Here is a 16,796-nt window from a genome sequence, read left to right on the forward strand (position 1 = left end):
GAATTACGGTCAGTGCGGATTAAAACTCGTAGGTAACCGTGGCTCGGACATTGCGGCCATCGCCCAGGTACATAAATGAGCCGGAGCGGTAGGCTGCGGTCCAGTACTCTTCATCGAGCAGGTTGCCAATGTTCGCACGCAGAGTCAGCTTTTCAGTAGCGTTGAAGTTCGCAAACAGACCGACGACCTGATAGCTGGGCACCACGATAGTGTATTCACCGGTTTCCTGGTTGTAACCCGCCGCAGTATCGGGCTGGCCGCCGAACATCTGCCCCTGATAGCTGTAATCCCCGCCGAAAGCGAAGCGTTCGTTCGGCTGGTAGCGCAGTTGCAGGTAGTAGCTGTTGTCGGCGAAGTTGGACAGCGCCAGGCCGATGTTGTCCTGGTTGTAGGAATCCAGAACTTCCGAATCCATCAATGAAGCGGAGGCCTGCACGCTCAGCTTGTCGGTAATGTTGCCGGACAAACCGAACTCGATACCCTGCACGCGGTTTTCACCGGTGTTCAACGTGCCCAGGGTGGAGTAGCTGTCACCCACGCTTTCCATCACATCACTTTTGGTCATGCGGAATAGTGCCGCGGTGGCCATCAGCTTGTCACCGAACAACATCCATTTAGTACCGAGCTCCAGGTTTTCCACCAGCTCCGGGTCCGCCTGTGCCGCCTGCTCGGGATCTCCGCAAAGGCCGCCGTAGCCACAGTTGGCACCCAGGTCGGATTCACCACCGTTAATGTTGGTGGCGGTACTGTAGGTCGCGTACACATTGCCGTTCTCCGCCACGTCGTACACCAGGCCCAGGTGACCATTGAACATGGAGTCGGAGAAGCTATAGAACTGATCACCACCACGACCGCTGGTGGCATTGCTGTAGTCAAAGCTGTCCTGACGCAGGCCAAAGAACACGTCCAGTTGCTCGGTCAACGCAACGGTATCCATCACATAAGCGGATACGGTTTCAATCTTGTAGAGCGCATCGGCGTCGCCGCGGCTGAAGCTGCGGTCCATCAGGCCGCCCACATTACTCACCTGGTTTCCGCTGGCATCGATCACGCAGTAAGAGGAAGAGACCCCGCCGCGGCCATTGGTAAGGCAGTTGCCCTCGTTGCCGTATGCAATGTCGAACACACCGTTATCTACAGATTCATCGGTGTACTCCAGGCCGAATACCAGCTTGTGCGCGCGACCAAATACTTCCGTGTCCCAGAACAGGTTGAACTGGGAGGTGGTGTATTCCACTTCCTGCCAGCCCTGGTGCGTGCTCAGGGTCATAGTGGCGGCACCCGGCGCTTGCGGGTCTTCATCCGCGCGGCTGGTGCTGCGCAGACCGGTGGTGATATAGCCGTTTTCCGTCTGCCCGGTGCGGGTGGCGTTGAACAAGCGCACGCTGTCGGACAGCTGGTATTCGGTGCGCAGGGTAAACGTGGTTACTTCGGAATCCAGGAAGTCGTTGTCCTGGGCATAGACCAGAATGTCTTCGATGGGCTCGCGCGCTTCGCGGTCGAACACACTGCCCAGGTCCGGCTTGTCGTGCGCATCCAGGTAGTAGGCGTCGGCCACAAACGACAGTTTTTCTGACGCCTGGAACACTCCGGACAGCTGCACGCCATCGCGCTCACGCTCAATGCCGTCGCGACCGGGCTTGTCCTGTGCAGAGGACAAGCCATTGATACGCAGCGCCACCGCATCGCTCAGGGACAGGTTGTAGTCCACGGTGAAGCGGCTGTGATCGTCGGTACCAGCGGCGAGATCGACCCGGCCAAAGTTGTACTCGATAGAGGCTTTCTTGGTGATGCTATTGACCGCACCGCCAGAAGAGCCGCGGCCAGCGAAGGTGGAGCTCGGCCCCTTGGTGATTTCCACGCGCTCGGTGGCAAAACTTTCGCGAGTGGTCATGCCCGGGTCACGCAGGCCATCGACAAACACATCACTGCGGGCTTCGTGGCCACGGATGATGTAGCGATCGCCGAAGGCATTGCCGTTCTCTCCGGTACCCAGGGTCACCCCGGACTGGGCCGAAAGGATATCTTCAAGATCGGTTTTGCCGGATTCCTGGATCTGGTCCAGGGTCAGCACGCTGATGGTCTGCGGTGTATCCACCAGGTCCGCCACCCGGCGCGGGTCGCCGGAGCGGTCGAAGCGATACACGGAGTTGCGCACACCGTGGATTTCGATGTGCTCCATCGCAGATTTTTCCGGTTCCGCGACGCAGGGCTTGGCGCCCTCGTCGGCGCATTCCGGTTCCTGCTCCGCCGCAATGATGGTGTGGGAACCGAAGGCCAGTGCGGCGGCGATGGTTTGTGCGCCCATGGACAGGGGCAAAGACTTGATACGTGATCCTGACATTATCTATATCTCCCTAAGTGACCGATTCGTCGGCGCGGAGTATAGAGTCAGGACCTTGGAAAATAAAGCTAAATGATAATAATTCGTAAATGCATGTGATGTTGGGTTCGGCCGCGCCCCGTCAGGGCCACTGATCCGGCTCACCCTCTGGCGGCCAGGGTTGCGCATCCTCCACGGGTGCGCCGCGGCGGCTACCCTCCTGCTGCAGGCGCTCCTCCTCTTGCCGCAGGCGCTCTTCCAGATTCCGGCGCTCTTCCTGCGCGCGGCGCTCCTCCTCCAGATACCGCTCTTCCTGAAGGCGGCCAGACTCCTCGAGCCGGCGCAGGCGCTCACTCTCGGTCTGGGGAACCTGGTCGCGATCGGTTTCCGGCTGCTCCTGGGGTACCGGTAGCTGCTCGCGATCCAGCTGTTCACGCAGTTGCTGTTCCCGCTGGCGCTGTTGCTCTTCCCTGCGCTGTTGTTCAGGGTCTATGCCCCAGCCTGGGGTCATATCCTCGCGGGGGGCAACGTTCTTGTCTTCCCGGTCTTCCCGGTCAAACCAGTTGCGGAACCAGCCTCGGCGTTCACAGCGGGGATCCGTTTCCAGCCGGCTCTCCACCGATACCGGAATCTCGCGCCCGCCCTGGCAGTTGCGGGGATCCATATACTGACCCTGCTCATTCAACGGCTTCCATTCGACGCCTCTGGGTGCCTGAATACGACCGTGACGATGGGGCAGTTTGCGCATGATATCGGTCCACACCGTCAGCGCGCCGGTGGCTCCGGTGAGACTGGTGCGCTCGTTGTCGTCACGCCCCAGCCATACCACCGCTGTCACTCCCGGACTGAAACCGGCAAACCAGCTGTCGCGATAGTTGTTGGTAGTACCGGTCTTGCCGGCAAATGGCACGCTGTTGGGCAGACGTCGGTATGCGCTTTTGCCGGTACCCTCTCGCATGACTTGCTCCAGCCCGTAGCGCAGCAGGTAAATCGGCACCTCGTCTACGCCACGGTTGGATTTGGGGCGGAAGCGCTGCACCTGCTCACCATCGGCATCGGATACCGCTAGCAGCGTGCGCGGCTCTACATGCTCGCCACGGTTGGCGATGGTCTGGTACATACCCGCCACCTCAAACGGCGTCAGCTCTACCGCTCCGAGAAACAGCGAAGGCACTCGTGGCAGGCTCGCCTGCACACCGAGCCGGCGAATGGTTTGACGCACATTCTCGATTCCGAGATCGAGTCCCAGGCGCGCGGTAGCCTGGTTGTAGGACCGGGACAAGGCTACGTACAGCGGCACCAGCCCATGGCTGCGATTGTTGAAGTTGGCCGGCATCCACACCTGCCCGTCCTGGGTCTCTTCACGAATAGGCGCATCGTCAATCAGTGTCCCCAGGTTGTATTCGTGGGTGCGCTCCAGGGCGGTCAGGTAGACCGCCGGCTTGATCAGTGAGCCCACCTGGCGTCGCGCCTCCAGGGCCCGGTTGAACCCCGGATAGTGGGGCCGGCGATCCCCTACCATGGCGAGCACATTGCCACTGTGGTTCTCCAGAACCACCGTCGCGCCCTGCAGGGAGTCCGCCTGGATGCCGCGATCCTTTTCCAGCTTGGTGGCGCCGTTACTCACCGCATCTTCGGCGAGCTTCTGCACCGACGGTGCCAGGGTGGTGTAGACCCGCAGACCGGCGGTGCGCAGCTCCTCGACGGAGTAGTAGGGGCGCAACTCTTCCAGCAGACGCTCGGTAAAGGCGGGATAAGGGTTCTGTGCGGCAGCGCCGGCAGCCGCCACCTCCAGCGGTTTTTTGCGCAGGCGGGCGTGCTGATCTTTATCGATCAGCCCCTGCTCAAACATCACATCCAGTACCGTATTGCGCCGCTCCAGCGCGCGCTCCGGATTGCGCCAGGGGTTGTAAAAGGAGGCGCCTTTGGCGAGGCCAACCAGCAGCGCAATCTGGTGGGGCTCCAACTGGCTGAGGGGCTTCTGGAAATAAAACTCGGACGCCAGCCCAAAGCCATAGATTGCCCGACTACCCTGCTGCCCAAGCCACACTTCGTTGATGTATTCCTGCAGGATATAGGCCTTGTCGTAGTGGACCTCCATCAGAACCGCCATCAGCGCTTCGTTGAATTTGCGCCACAGGCTCGGCTTGTGGTCGAAGAAAATATTCTTCACCAGCTGCTGGGTAATGGTGGAGCCGCCCTGCACCACGCCACCGGCCTTGAAGTTGGCCACCATCGCGCGGGCAATTCCCCGGGGGGAGACCCCGAAGTGATGCACAAAGTCCTGGTCCTCCACCGCAATCAGGGTGGCACCCAGTAGCGGGGGAATGTCCTCGATACGCACCGGGGTGCGATCGTCACCGCCCCCCAACAAGGTACCAATGGGCGCGGCATCCAGGCGGAATTCCTTCAGACGCTCGCCGCTTTCACTGCGTAAATTGGTCAGCTCATCATTGCGCAGCCGGAACTGTACCTTGGCCGCCGGCTCACGCTTGTCGGCGTGAATAAAGTCCCGGCGCCAAACCAGATACACCATTCCCTCGCGCTGCCACTGGCCGGGCTCCTCAATCGCGGGAACCTCGTTGTAATTGAGCGCGGCAAACTCGGACTCGAGTTCGTCCGGGCGCATCACCATGCCTTCCTGCAATATCAGCGGGCGCGCATACACCCTGGCCGGCAACTGATACTGGCGGCTGTCCAGTCGCTCGCGCAGCTGCACGTCCAGCCACACCATATAACCGGCAAGCACCAGCACCCCGAGCAGGGCGAGCAGACTGAGGCGCTTGAGCCAGCGACGCAGGCGCCCCGACCTGTCTTTTCGATTTGCACTTTTCGCTTTAGTACGGCGCTTGTTTGATGCCATATAGGTTCAGATAAACTCGTTTCTTGCGTTAACTTGTGAAAGGCCGAGCTGCGATCGCCATCGACACAGGCATTTAAAACAGCCACAGCACCTGCATTTATAGCGGGCATTTATAAGGTCAAGACGGTACAAGTCAAACCCGACCGGTCACATTACACCGGGGCAGCTACCCTTGCACTTGACCCGGCGCCCGCCATAATGCGCCCAGCGCCCGCACTCCGGGCCCCCTGAATCCAGACCACCTAGCTGCAACGGAACTCCTATGCACCAGTACGACCTCTACGGCATCGGCGCCGCCCTTCTCGATACGGAAATTGAAGTCACCGATAGCGACCTGAAAACCCTCGGCGTCGACAAAGGGGTCATGACGCTGGTGGACGACCAGCGCCAGGAGCAACTGGCCGACGACCTGAAGGACCACATGGTCACTGCCAGCCACGCCTGCGGCGGCTCTGGCGCCAACACCGTTATCGCTGCCAGCTACTTCGGCCTCGACACTTTCTATTCCTGCAAAGTTGCCGATGACGATAACGGCGACTTCTACCGTGACAACCTCGCCGCTGCCGGAGTCGGCTACCCCAAGGCCCTGCACAACGCCGAAGCCGGTACCACCGGCAAGTGCCTGGTGCTGATCACCCCGGACGCCGAACGCAGCATGAACACCTTCCTCGGTATCAGCGCCGAACTGTCCGTCAATGAAGTCGACAGCGAAGCCCTCAGCAAGTCCCGCTGGACCTACATCGAAGGCTATCTGGTCTCCTCGCCCACCGGTCGCGCCGCTGCCATCGAACTGCGCAAGCAGGCCGAAGACAAGGGCGTAAAAACTGCCCTGAGCCTATCCGACCCCATGATGGTGCAACTGTTCCACGACGGCCTGAAAGAAATGATCGGCGACAAGGGCGTAGACCTGCTGTTCTGTAACCGCGACGAAGCCCTCAAATTCTGCGCCACCGACTCCCTCGAAGAGGCTTCCCAGACGCTGCGCAAACACACCCGCGCCTTCGCCATCACCCTCGGCGCCGACGGCGCACTGCTTTGGGATGGCGAGCAGGAGCACCGGGCATCCTCTCCCAAAGTGAAAGCCATCGACACCAATGGCGCCGGCGACATGTTTGCTGGCGCCTTCCTATACGGCATCAGCCGCAACATGGGATTCGCCGAAGCAGGAGAACTGGCCTGCCGAGCGGCAGCGCAGGTAGTGAGTCAGTATGGACCGAGATTGCGTGCTGAGCAGCACAAGGAATTACTTGAGCAGGCGGTTAATATCTGAGCTTACAAAGCGCAAACTTTGAAGCTCAGGAAGAGTACCGAGAGCGCGCTTCAGGAGCGTCGCAAACAGGATGTTTGCGACGCTGTGCCCCGGGATTCAATTGCAGGAAGGGGGCCGGGGCTCACTGATCTCCGGGAGACAGGCTGCGGCGGCGATACCAAAGCCCTGGGCATAATCCACCCCCATAAGACGCAGCTTTTCAAGCAGTTCCGGCGTCTCCGCGAATTCAGCAATGGTACTGATGCCCATGCGCTTCGCCAGGTGGTCCACCGTACTCACCATCGCACTGTCGATCTCGTCTTCCAGCATATTGCGCACGAAAGAACCGTCGATCTTCAGATAATCCACCGGTAACTGACGCAGATACGCCAGCGAGGAAGCACCGCGGCCAAAATCATCCAGCGCAAAACTGCACCCCGCCGCGCGCAATTTGTGAATAAACACCAGCGCCCGATCGAGATTATTGATCGCACTGGTTTCTGTAATTTCGAACTGCACCCGCGACGGTGCAACCCCCGCCTCCGTGAGCTCGCGCAATACAAAATCCGCAAACAGCTCATCACCCAGGCTGATCCCGGAAATATTGATCGCGTAGTGGAAGCCACCCGAGCCACTGGATTGCTCCAGCGCCATATAGCGGAAGATATTGCGGATCACCCAGCGATCCACCTCATCGATCATGCCATAGCGCTCCGCCGCCGGCAGGAACAGACCGGGGGAAATCACATCCCCATCCCGCCCCTGCATACGCACCAGAACCTCGTAGTGATGCACACGGTTCTGGTCCTGCAACGCAACAACCGGCTGGCGATAAAGCAGCAGGCGATCCTCACGAATGGCTGCGTGAATCTCCGCAAGCCAGGTACTCTCGCGACGCTTCTCCAACGCCTTGCGCGAATCCCCGAAAAACTTGACGCGATTGCGCCCCTGATCCCGCGCCGCGCTGCATGCGTCATTCGCCGAGGCCAGCAACTGGCTCGCCGGCGGTGCATGGCTGTCCACGCTGACCGCGCCAATGGAAAGCGCCGGGCGGGTCTCGCTGTCTTCCCACTGGAAGACAAAATCATTCACCGCCTCCCGCAAGCGAGTAACGATACGCTTGGCCTCTTCCAGGGTGCAATCTTTCAGCAGCAGCGCGAATTCATCGCTACCTACGCGGCCGAGCAGGTCGTCCTTGCCCAGGCAACGGGTGAGGATTTTCGCAAGCGCAATCAGTAGCGCATCACCAGCGCTGTAGCCCAGCGTGTCGTTTACCACCTTGAATTGGTAAACGTCGAGGTACAGCAGGATATGGTGCTGTCGGGGACCGGTATCGGTATTCAGCAATTGCTGCAGGGCGTGTTCGAAGGTCTGGCGGTTGGGTAGGCGGGTAAGCGCGTCGTGGCTGCTTTGCCAGCTGAGCCGAGAAGAAATCCGGCGAGCCTCAGAAGTGTGGCGCAATACCAGCACATAGCCGTCGAGCTCCGCACCGCGTTTGAGACTGTTGATCTGCACGCTGACCTCGAGCAAGTCGCCCTCATCACGACGGATATTGGCGCGAAGCTCCCGACGACTGGGGATATCTTCCTCGCGGTCACCAGTGGCCAGGTTCAGATCCAGCAACTGCCCTTCATTATCGAACAGCGGCAAGCTGTCGGCGAGCACCTGCCCCGGCAGCAATCCCACCAGATTGCCACAGAGTTCACTGACCAGCGGATTGCTGTAGCGCACCAGGCCATGGCGATCAGTCACAACCACACCATCGGCCACCTCGCCCAGGGCAAGCTCTGCGGCTGCCGGGCTCAACTGCCCATCGGGCAGCACGTCAAAACCGGATTCCTCCAGTTCTGAGTGATAAGCGGCGTTTTTGGGTGTGAACTCAGTCAATGGAATTCCAACTCAACCGGTACTGTGTCCGGCTTTACCGAAGCAACCCGGCAATGGGGCCGCGGAAAAAAGCGCGATGCGCACTCGCTCAGGGAAAATCATACCGGCATATTCACCGGCGCGGAAACCTCCTGAGTTACCCCGGCGCCAATTGTGATCAAACTCACATGCCGCCGGGAACTCGGGCCAGCACCCGAATCAATCATTTTAGGGCTTACAAATGCTGGCGCAGGAAGGATTTCAGTTTTTCATCTTCAAACGCCCGCTGCAACGTGGCACTAAGCAGGCGGTTGACGGTGCTTTCCACCTCTTCCGCACTTGGCTTGATCAGGTTGCGGTCATTACCACTGGTACTGTAGTTGCCGTAGAAAGTGGCACCTTTTACCGTCACTTGCAACTGAATAGAGGCCCCGGAGTTCACCTTGGTGGTGTAGAGCTTATTGGGGCTGTCGTAGCGGAGATCGGTCAGGTTGGCCACCACCTGCACATCGCCGCCGGCGTCCACACTGCGGAAGGACCACGCCTCGAGCCCCTGAACCAGAGCGCTGGCCATGGAGGACTCAATGTCATTAGCCAGGCGGACATTGGAGGAATCCGCATAAATCCCACCCAGTGAGCCGAGACCACCACCTGGCAGCTGGTTGACTCCGCTGGCGTGCACCGTATAGCCGGCACCAATATTGTCCGGCGCCACGTTAACCTGCGGCTTGACCGCCACCTGTACCGGGCTGTGCGCGCAGGCGGCCAGCATGAAAGCAAATCCGGTAACCAGCAATGTGGCAAATGTTTTCATTCAATTCCTCCAGTAATTTCTCGACTGAACAAGTATTGTCAGGTGGCACACCTGCGGCGTTTCGCCGTGGTGAATTTTCCTGCCCCCGTTGGGCGGGATTGAAACATGGTTCAACCGTGGTGATGGTGACCGTGATCATGATCTGTGGTTTCTTTTTGCCGCTCCCGGCCGTACACGGGCAATTGCATCTCGCGCGCAGAGCCGTCGGCAAACACCAGGCGCAGAGGCAGGGACTCCCCGGCTTTAAGCTTCACGCCATGCACCATCAGATGGGTGGCACCGGGGCGCATTTCAATGGCACCGTTGCCCGGCAGGGTAATTTTTTTCAACGCGCGCATCCGACTGACACCGTCAACCTGCTGCGTGGTATGAATCTCAACTTTGCCCTCCGGGTGTGTCGGCAGCTCCACCCGAGCGAGAATGCGGGCATTGCCGGACAAATCCCGCAGGGCCACATAGGCCGCCCCCATGGGAGCACCCGGCGGCATTTCCAGCGCATAGCCATTTGCCTCCAGGTCTTCGGCCACTGCGAGAACCGTAGTTTCTTTGGCCATCTGCCCGTGATTGTTCACGGATACCACCGCAACAGCGCCGCTGCTCGCAGCAGCGTTACCAATGGGTGCGCCAAGCAATATCGGCAGCGCGCAATAAATGAAGCCAGATAACGGCCTTTTCATGGGTTTCTCCCGATTTATCTCCCATCGCTGTGGGACTTTTATTCTTGCCCGCGGCCAAGCGGGACTCAGGGATTCTTTTGTAACAATAATCGCGGCGGATTGCCGAGTTTTATATCACCGCGCACGCGATAGCCGGGCACCGCCTCACGCAACTGGCTGTACACCCAGCGCCCCTCGGCATCGGTGCGGGCGACGATCACCACGCGCAATTGGTGCTCGCGAATACGCTGCGCGACCGACCCGAGCATCTGCACCATTGCCTCGGAGCGCGCACTCAGCTCCCGCTCCGGCAATGTCACCGTCTGCGCACCTGGCCCCTCGAGGGTTACATCCTGACGCGCACGTTGCCGCTCGCGCTGCAACTGGTCTCGCACTTCCCTGGAAAGCGGATTGCCAGGCGCGATCTCGTCAGCGGTATTCAACAGGCTGCTGACCCGCCCGAACGCGCGCCGGCGCAAGGCGTCCCGCGCCTGCTCCACCAGCTGCATCACCAGGGTCTGAATTCCCGCGGCGGCCTGGGTATTGCCGGGGTCCAGCTGTTCCACCTGCAGATAAAAGTCGTAGGCACTGGCGCCGGCGGGCATGGTGATAAAGCCCTCGCGCTGGGCGTGTTCTGCACGGGCAAGAAAATGCTGCACCGCGCGCTGGCGAATTTCTTCCGCGCTCGGGCCTTTGGGCACCGGTGGCGCTACTGGCTGAGGTGGCACAGGTGGCGTAGGTGGCCCTGATGTCGCACAGCCCCCCGCCAGTACCAGGGCGACAACCAGAACCACCTTTACCGCCAGATTTCCCGCTGAGACAAACTCCCCGCCGGCCTGAAGCCGACCTGAGACCCAATTCACCGTTCTGATATCTGCCTCCAATCTACCACCGCTCCACAATGGGCTGTTGTTTTTTTGTACCGAAAGCACCGCTATACTCGGCCAACTCGAATTAGCGAATGCGGATATTAGTCCCAGGTATTGTCAAAGTACGCGCGACCGATCACTCGATAACGTGGACCGGATTTCGCGGCAGCCCGGAAATCCCGGGAATCCCAGGGAACGGGGACCAACAACACCAGTCCAACATAGCCCGACTATAAAGAATTTTATTGCCCATGACTGCGAAGACCTCCGGCTTACGAACCAAAGCAACGTCACACTTGTCTACCAGTGCAAGACTGAGTGCCGCGCTGAGCGCCACCCTGCTGTTGTTGCTGGCCCTGCTGACGGCGCCAGTCATGGCTCGCGACGCTTTCACCTCTGTCGCCAGCAGTGCGCAATCCGCTTCTTCGCCGTTTGGTGCACTCAGCAGTGGCCAGGACGACTTCCTTCCCGTGGACCAGGCGTATCAGCTGGACATACTGTTCAGTGACAATGGCGCCAGCGCCCTGTTCCAGATAGCCCCCAAGTATTATCTGTACCGCGACAAACTGGCGCTTTACCGGGTCGACGGCGACAACAAAACCCCGCTCCCCCTGAACCTGGAAAAGGGCGAGGTTATCTGGGACGACTATTTCGAAAAGGAAACCGAGGTTTACCGCTGGCAGCTGGAAATCCCGTTGGAACTGGCCGGTGATGGCAAAGCCCGCGTTCAGGTGCACTATCAGGGCTGTGCCGATGCAGGCCTCTGCTACCCGCCGCAAACCCGCAACTTCGAGCTGGACCCAGCAGCGAAGACCGCTGCGCCTGTCGATGGCAACCCGCCCGCTGGCAGTGGCGGAACCCCAGCCACGCTCAACAAAGTGGCCGCCTCGGACGCCTCCACACCGCTCAATACTGGCAGCGTCACCAGCAGCCTGCTGCTGGCCATGGCACTGGCTTTCGGCGGCGGCCTGCTGCTGAACCTGATGCCCTGCGTGTTCCCGGTCCTGTCGATCAAGGCACTTGCGATCACCCACGCCGGTGACCGCCAGCACCTCCACGGCTGGGCATATACCGCCGGTGTCGTCGGCACTTTTGTACTGATCGCTGCGGTAATGTTGGCACTGCGCACCGCCGGTGAGGCAGTGGGGTGGGGCTTCCAGCTGCAATCCCCGGTGGTCGTCGCAGCACTGGTTTACCTGTTCTTCGCGATGGGGCTCAGCCTGTCCGGCGTAACGGAGTTTGGCGGGCGCCTGATGGGCCTCGGTACCCAAAGCACGCAGAATTCCGGCCTCGGCGGCTCTTTCAGTACCGGCGCCCTGGCCACCCTGGTCGCAAGCCCCTGCACCGCGCCAATGATGGGCTCTGCTCTCGGTTTTGCCGTTACCCAGCCAGCCCCAATGGCACTGGCAGTGTTCGCCGCTCTCGGTGCCGGCATGGCCGCACCCTTCCTGTTATTGACCTATATTCCGGCACTTGCCCGGCGCCTGCCGCGCCCGGGGCCCTGGATGGAAACCCTCAAGCAGCTGCTCGCCTTCCCGATGTATCTCACCGCGGTGTGGCTACTGTGGGTACTGGGTCGCCAGACCGGAAGCGACGGCGTGGCCCTGGTGCTCGCCGGTGCCGTGGCTATCGCCTTTGCCCTGTGGCTGTGGCCCTCGGCTGCCGACAGCGGCAAGCGCTGGCTGCGCGGTGGCTTTGCCGCGGCCGCTGTGGCTGGGGCCATCTGGATACTGCCCAACCTGAACACCGCTGCCGGCGCCGTTACCCAAGCCGGCAAAAGCGACTACTGGCAGGATTACTCCCCCGAAGCACTGGAGACCGCCCGTGCCGACGGGCGCCCGGTGCTGATCAACATGACCGCGGCCTGGTGTATCACCTGCCTCGCCAATGAAAAAGTCGTGCTGTCCAGCGAGACCATCAAGGCCGCAGTGGGCGATCTCGGCTTTACTGCACTGAAAGGGGACTGGACCAACCAGGATCCGCAGATCACCGAGCTGCTTGCTCGTTACGGACGCTCCAGTGTCCCTCTCTACCTGCTGTACCCTGCCGGCCGCGGCGAACCGCTAATACTGCCGCAGATACTCACCCGCGACGGCCTGCTCACCGCGATGCGCGGCGCCGCCGGCACGGAGGCCATTGCCGATTCCGACACCGGCGTCCCCTGATTCTGCCCCCACCCAGCCAACCCCGCCTTTGTGGCCATTCAGATAGGTGAATAGGCCACCCCGAACAAAACTTTGCAGCAAATAGGTCGTGAATTTCGGCGAACTGCGTACAACTTCTCTATTTCCAATTTTGGGGCATGGACAGAGGGTCATTTTTGCGGCAAACTCCTGCCAAATTTCGGCAAATCTGCTGAATGACGCTGTTTACCGGCACGTTCTATGACTTTTTCCAGATTTTAGTCACAGTTTCGTGCGCACTTCCAACCCAAGAGTGAGGCATCGAGCGAGGCACAGAATGGCGAGACTGCTTTTGCTACACGGTCCCAATCTGAACCTTCTGGGCACCCGCGAGCCGCAGATTTACGGCTCCACCACCCTCGCCCAGATCGATGAAGCAGCGCGCACGCAGTGCGAAGCGGCGGGCTGCGAGCTCGACAGCCTGCAGAGTAATAGCGAAGCCGAGCTGGTGGAGCGCATTCACCAGGCTTACGCCGACAAAGTGGACTTCATCGTCATAAACCCCGCGGCCTTTACCCACACCAGTGTGGCGCTGCGCGATGCGCTGGCCGGGGTCGCCATTCCTTTTATAGAAGTGCACCTATCCAACCCCCACGCCCGTGAGGCTTTCCGACACCACTCTTACCTGTCAGATCTGGCACTGGGTGTTGTATGCGGGTTCGGAGCAGATAGCTACGCTTTGGCGTTAGACGCGGCCCTTAAACGGCTATAAACAACATTTTTTTTCATTCGCCGGCTGCGTGCCGGCGCTTATGTATTCGCAAATTGAGAGTGACACTGTTATGGATATTCGCAAGATCAAGAAACTGATTGAACTGCTCGAAGAGTCCGACATCGGCGAGCTGGAAATCAAGGAAGGGGAAGAGTCCGTGCGCATCAGCCGCGGCACCAGCGGCGCCTCCTTGCAGATGCCGCAAATGGCAATGCCGATGCAGATGGCCGCACCAGCTGCTCCGGTCGCCCCGGCAGCAGCACCCGCCGCCGCACCGGCACCGGCCGCGGAAAGCGCTGGCGATTCTGTGCCCGCGCTGACCGGCCACCCGGTGAAGTCCCCGATGGTGGGCACCTTCTACGCCGCTTCCAGCCCTGGCGCCGACCCGTTCGTAAAAGTTGGCCAGCAGGTAAAAGTTGGCGACGTCATCTGCATCGTCGAAGCGATGAAGATGATGAACCAGATCGAAGCAGACAAGGCCGGCACCATCGAGTCCATCCTGGTGGAAGACGGTCAGCCGGTAGAGTTTGACCAGCCGCTCGTCGTCATTTCCTGAGCGGGGGCGTTAACGCATGTTTGAAAAAATTCTGATCGCCAACCGCGGCGAAATCGCCCTGCGCGTACTGCGGGCCTGTAAGGAGATGGGGATCGCGACTGTGGCGGTTCACTCCCAGGTCGACCGCGACCTCAAGCACGTGCGCCTGGCGGACGAGGCCGTGTGTATCGGCCCCAATCCGTCTCCGCAGAGCTACCTGAACATTCCCGCGATCATTGCGGCAATGGAAATCACCGATGCCGTTGCGGTACACCCGGGCTACGGCTTCCTGGCGGAAAACGCCGACTTTGCCGAGCAGGTACAGAAAAGCGGCTTCACCTTCATCGGCCCCGATGCCGACACCATCCGCCTGATGGGAGACAAGGTTTCCGCCATTGCGGCGATGAAAAAAGCCGGCGTTCCCACCGTACCGGGCTCCGACGGCCCGCTGCCGGAAGACGGCGAAAAATGCTTGGAAATCGCGCGCCGTATCGGCCTGCCGGTGATCATCAAAGCCGCAGCTGGCGGCGGTGGTCGCGGCATGCGTGTGGTACACAGTGAGGGCGCTCTGCTGAACGCCATTTCAGTGACCAAATCCGAAGCCGGCGCCGCCTTTGGCGACAGCACCGTTTATATGGAGAAGTTCCTGCAGAACCCGCGCCACGTCGAGATCCAGGTGATGTCTGATGGCCAGGGCAACGCGGTAAACTTCGGCGACCGCGACTGCTCCCTGCAGCGCCGCCACCAGAAGGTACTGGAAGAAGCGCCGGCACCGGGCATTCCCGACAAGGTGCGCAAGGATGTGCAGGACGCTTGCGTGCAGGCCTGTATCGATATCGGTTACCGCGGCGCGGGCACCTTCGAGTTCCTGTATGAAGATGAGCGTTTCTACTTCATCGAGATGAACACCCGTATCCAGGTAGAACACCCGGTATCCGAAATGGTGACTGGCGTTGACCTCATCAAGGAACAGATTCGCGTTTGCGCAGGTGAGAAGCTGTCTTTCAAACAGGAAGACATCAAGATCACCGGCCACTCATTCGAGTGCCGCATCAACGCGGAAGACCCGAAGACGTTCTTCCCGAGCCCCGGCAAGGTGGAAAACTACCACGCCCCCGGCGGCCTGGGTGTACGCGTGGATTCCCACTTGTACTCCGGCTACTCGGTGCCACCCAACTACGACTCCATGATCGCCAAGATAATCACCTACGCCGAAGACCGCGAAACCGCCCTGGCGCGGATGCGCGTGGCCCTGGGTGAGACGATCATTACCGGCATCAAGACCAACATTCCGCTGCAGGAAGAGCTGGTGCGGGACGCGGAATTTGCCAAGGGTGGGGTGAATATCCACTACCTCGAGAAAAAACTGGGATTGGAATAACCCTGAGCGGGTGTTTTGAAGTATCCCCGGTGGCGGCAAAGCATCGGGTATAGGCTTTCAAAACCGCTGTGTATACATCCCTGTACGCTGCGTCGGCGACTTCCCTGTCGCCGACGCTTTTGAAAGCCTATCCCCGCCACTTTGCCTTCAGACGCACCTCTCCTACCCTGTAAGCTTCCTCGCTTTAGTAGAATGCCCCGAATTGCGAAGCGAAGGCTTCGCTGCCGGTAAGGCTTTGCGAGACCGTCTGCGGCCAGGACGGCCGCAGCCGAGCCCCCATGGATGGGTTCACGGCGTGTCTCGCAAAGCCTTACCGGCAGTGGAGCCGCCACCAAAACATCCAGATACAATCCACCAATCCGGGATTACACGAAATGCCCTGGCTCCAACTAAGAGTGAACACCAACCGCGAACAGGCCGAGAAGATCGAAGACGCCCTGCTGTTCGCCGGTGCCGTCTCCGTCACCCTGCAAGATAATGCTGACCAACCCATCCTCGAGCCCGGCCTCGGTGAAACACCCCTGTGGGATGAAACCCTCGTCACCGGCCTGTTCGACGCCGAAGTCGACACCAGCGTCACCGAAGCCAAAGCAGCCTCCTTTCTATGCGAAATGCTCCCCAACGCCCGCTGGGAACAACTCGAAGACAAGGACTGGGAGCGGGAATGGATGAGCCACTACAAGCCCATCCAGTGCGCTGACAACCTGTGGATCTGCCCCAGCTGGTGCGAGCCACCGGCGCCCGATGCCGTCAATATCATGCTCGACCCCGGTCTCGCCTTCGGCACCGGCACCCACCCCACCACCTTCCTGTGCCTGCAATGGCTCGCCGGCGAATCCGTGCAGGGTAAAACCGCCATCGACTTCGGCTGCGGCTCCGGCATCCTGGGTATCGCCGCGCTATTGCTCGGCGCTGAGTCAGCCATGGGTACCGACATCGACCCCCAGGCACTGCTCGCCAGCAAAGACAACGCAATACGCAACGGCATAGACCCGGACCGCTTCCCGGTGTACCTGCCAGAAAAAGCCCCCAAACCGGAAGAGTCCAGCGCAGACATCATGCTTGCCAACATCCTCGCCGGACCGCTGGTAGAGCTGGCCCCGCAACTTGTGGAACGCACCAAGGTCGGTGGCCGTATCTGCCTCTCCGGTATTCTCAATAGCCAGGCGGAGAAGGTGAAAGCGGCTTACAGCCCGTGGGTCGATTTTGATAAAGACGGCGAGAAGGAGGAATGGGTACGCCTGAGCGGGACTAGAGTCCGATAGAGCACCAAAATCAGACGCTAAGGCGCTGATACCGATACTCTCTCGCGGGCTCGTCTGCGGCCAGGACGGCCGCAGACGAG

General features: G+C 60.2%; 12 protein-coding genes. 6 read left to right on the plus strand and 6 right to left on the minus strand.

What is annotated here, in order from left to right; all coding sequences use genetic code 11:
• Nucleotides 1-19 precede the first annotated feature (19 nt).
• Together LC059_RS17665 and mrcB are read right to left on the minus strand one after the other, a co-directional pair.
• Nucleotides 20-2,344 carry a TonB-dependent receptor gene (locus LC059_RS17665; protein WP_226705197.1) on the minus strand — a complete coding sequence of 775 codons (2,325 nt, stop codon included), beginning with the start codon at nt 2,342-2,344 and terminating at the stop codon, nt 20-22.
• Nucleotides 2,345-2,465: 121 nt separating this feature from the next.
• Entirely contained in the window at nt 2,466-5,186 is a 2,721-nt protein-coding gene (gene mrcB, locus LC059_RS17670; protein ID WP_226705198.1) for a penicillin-binding protein 1B, read from the minus strand.
• 262 nt (nt 5,187-5,448) lie between these two features.
• On the opposite strand from mrcB, the gene LC059_RS17675 reads away from it, so the two are divergent.
• Complete coding sequence (locus tag LC059_RS17675) at nt 5,449-6,456, plus strand: adenosine kinase (protein WP_226705199.1); 1,008 nt, start codon at nt 5,449-5,451, stop codon at nt 6,454-6,456.
• Between the two features lie 96 nt (nt 6,457-6,552).
• Here the strand turns inward: LC059_RS17675 and LC059_RS17680 are convergent, their stop codons facing one another.
• The 4 genes from LC059_RS17680 to LC059_RS17695 all read right to left on the minus strand — a co-directional run bounded on the left by LC059_RS17680 (nt 6,553) and on the right by LC059_RS17695 (nt 10,634).
• A complete protein-coding gene (locus LC059_RS17680) occupies nt 6,553-8,322 on the minus strand; it encodes a putative bifunctional diguanylate cyclase/phosphodiesterase (protein ID WP_226705200.1) in 1,770 nt (589 codons plus the stop codon).
• A 214-nt stretch (nt 8,323-8,536) separates the two neighbouring features.
• Nucleotides 8,537-9,115, minus strand: a complete 579-nt coding sequence (locus tag LC059_RS17685) for a YajG family lipoprotein (RefSeq protein WP_226705201.1) — start codon at nt 9,113-9,115, stop codon at nt 8,537-8,539.
• Nucleotides 9,116-9,225: 110 nt separating this feature from the next.
• Nucleotides 9,226-9,792, minus strand: a complete 567-nt coding sequence (locus LC059_RS17690; RefSeq protein ID WP_226705202.1) for a copper chaperone PCu(A)C — start codon at nt 9,790-9,792, stop codon at nt 9,226-9,228.
• A gap of 65 nt (nt 9,793-9,857) precedes the next feature.
• On the minus strand, nt 9,858-10,634 hold the full coding sequence (locus LC059_RS17695) for an N-acetylglucosaminyltransferase (protein WP_226705203.1): 777 nt from the start codon (nt 10,632-10,634) through the stop codon (nt 9,858-9,860).
• Nucleotides 10,635-10,891: 257 nt separating this feature from the next.
• On the opposite strand from LC059_RS17695, the gene LC059_RS17700 reads away from it, so the two are divergent.
• The 5 genes from LC059_RS17700 to prmA all read left to right on the plus strand — a co-directional run bounded on the left by LC059_RS17700 (nt 10,892) and on the right by prmA (nt 16,716).
• On the plus strand, nt 10,892-12,805 hold the full coding sequence (locus LC059_RS17700) for a protein-disulfide reductase DsbD family protein (protein WP_226705204.1): 1,914 nt from the start codon (nt 10,892-10,894) through the stop codon (nt 12,803-12,805).
• 295 nt (nt 12,806-13,100) lie between these two features.
• Entirely contained in the window at nt 13,101-13,535 is a 435-nt protein-coding gene (gene aroQ / locus LC059_RS17705; protein ID WP_226705205.1) for a type II 3-dehydroquinate dehydratase, read from the plus strand.
• A gap of 70 nt (nt 13,536-13,605) precedes the next feature.
• Nucleotides 13,606-14,091, plus strand: a complete 486-nt coding sequence (gene accB / locus LC059_RS17710) for an acetyl-CoA carboxylase biotin carboxyl carrier protein (protein WP_226705206.1) — start codon at nt 13,606-13,608, stop codon at nt 14,089-14,091.
• 16 nt (nt 14,092-14,107) lie between these two features.
• The gene (gene accC, locus LC059_RS17715) at nt 14,108-15,451 is read left to right on the plus strand and encodes an acetyl-CoA carboxylase biotin carboxylase subunit (protein WP_226705207.1); all 1,344 of its coding nucleotides are present in this window, start codon (nt 14,108-14,110) and stop codon (nt 15,449-15,451) included.
• A gap of 374 nt (nt 15,452-15,825) precedes the next feature.
• Nucleotides 15,826-16,716: a 50S ribosomal protein L11 methyltransferase gene (prmA, locus tag LC059_RS17720; protein ID WP_226705208.1), complete on the plus strand. Its 891-nt coding sequence runs from the start codon at nt 15,826-15,828 to the stop codon at nt 16,714-16,716.
• Nucleotides 16,717-16,796 lie beyond the last annotated feature (80 nt).

The organism is Microbulbifer elongatus (assembly GCF_020524885.1).
GTDB classification, from domain to species: domain Bacteria; phylum Pseudomonadota; class Gammaproteobacteria; order Pseudomonadales; family Cellvibrionaceae; genus Microbulbifer; species Microbulbifer elongatus_A.

Bases quoted from the DNA above. Each gene is read 5' to 3' on its own strand.
- LC059_RS17665 (WP_226705197.1), bottom strand. From the start codon at position 2,344: ATGTCAGGATCACGTATCAAGTCTTTGCCCCTGTCCATGGGCGCACAA.
- mrcB (WP_226705198.1), bottom strand. From the start codon at position 5,186: ATGGCATCAAACAAGCGCCGTACTAAAGCGAAAAGTGCAAATCGAAAA.
- LC059_RS17675 (WP_226705199.1), top strand. From the start codon at position 5,449: ATGCACCAGTACGACCTCTACGGCATCGGCGCCGCCCTTCTCGATACG.
- LC059_RS17685 (WP_226705201.1), bottom strand. From the start codon at position 9,115: ATGAAAACATTTGCCACATTGCTGGTTACCGGATTTGCTTTCATGCTG.
- LC059_RS17690 (WP_226705202.1), bottom strand. From the start codon at position 9,792: ATGAAAAGGCCGTTATCTGGCTTCATTTATTGCGCGCTGCCGATATTG.
- LC059_RS17700 (WP_226705204.1), top strand. From the start codon at position 10,892: ATGACTGCGAAGACCTCCGGCTTACGAACCAAAGCAACGTCACACTTG.
- aroQ (WP_226705205.1), top strand. From the start codon at position 13,101: ATGGCGAGACTGCTTTTGCTACACGGTCCCAATCTGAACCTTCTGGGC.
- accB (WP_226705206.1), top strand. From the start codon at position 13,606: ATGGATATTCGCAAGATCAAGAAACTGATTGAACTGCTCGAAGAGTCC.
- accC (WP_226705207.1), top strand. From the start codon at position 14,108: ATGTTTGAAAAAATTCTGATCGCCAACCGCGGCGAAATCGCCCTGCGC.
- prmA (WP_226705208.1), top strand. From the start codon at position 15,826: ATGCCCTGGCTCCAACTAAGAGTGAACACCAACCGCGAACAGGCCGAG.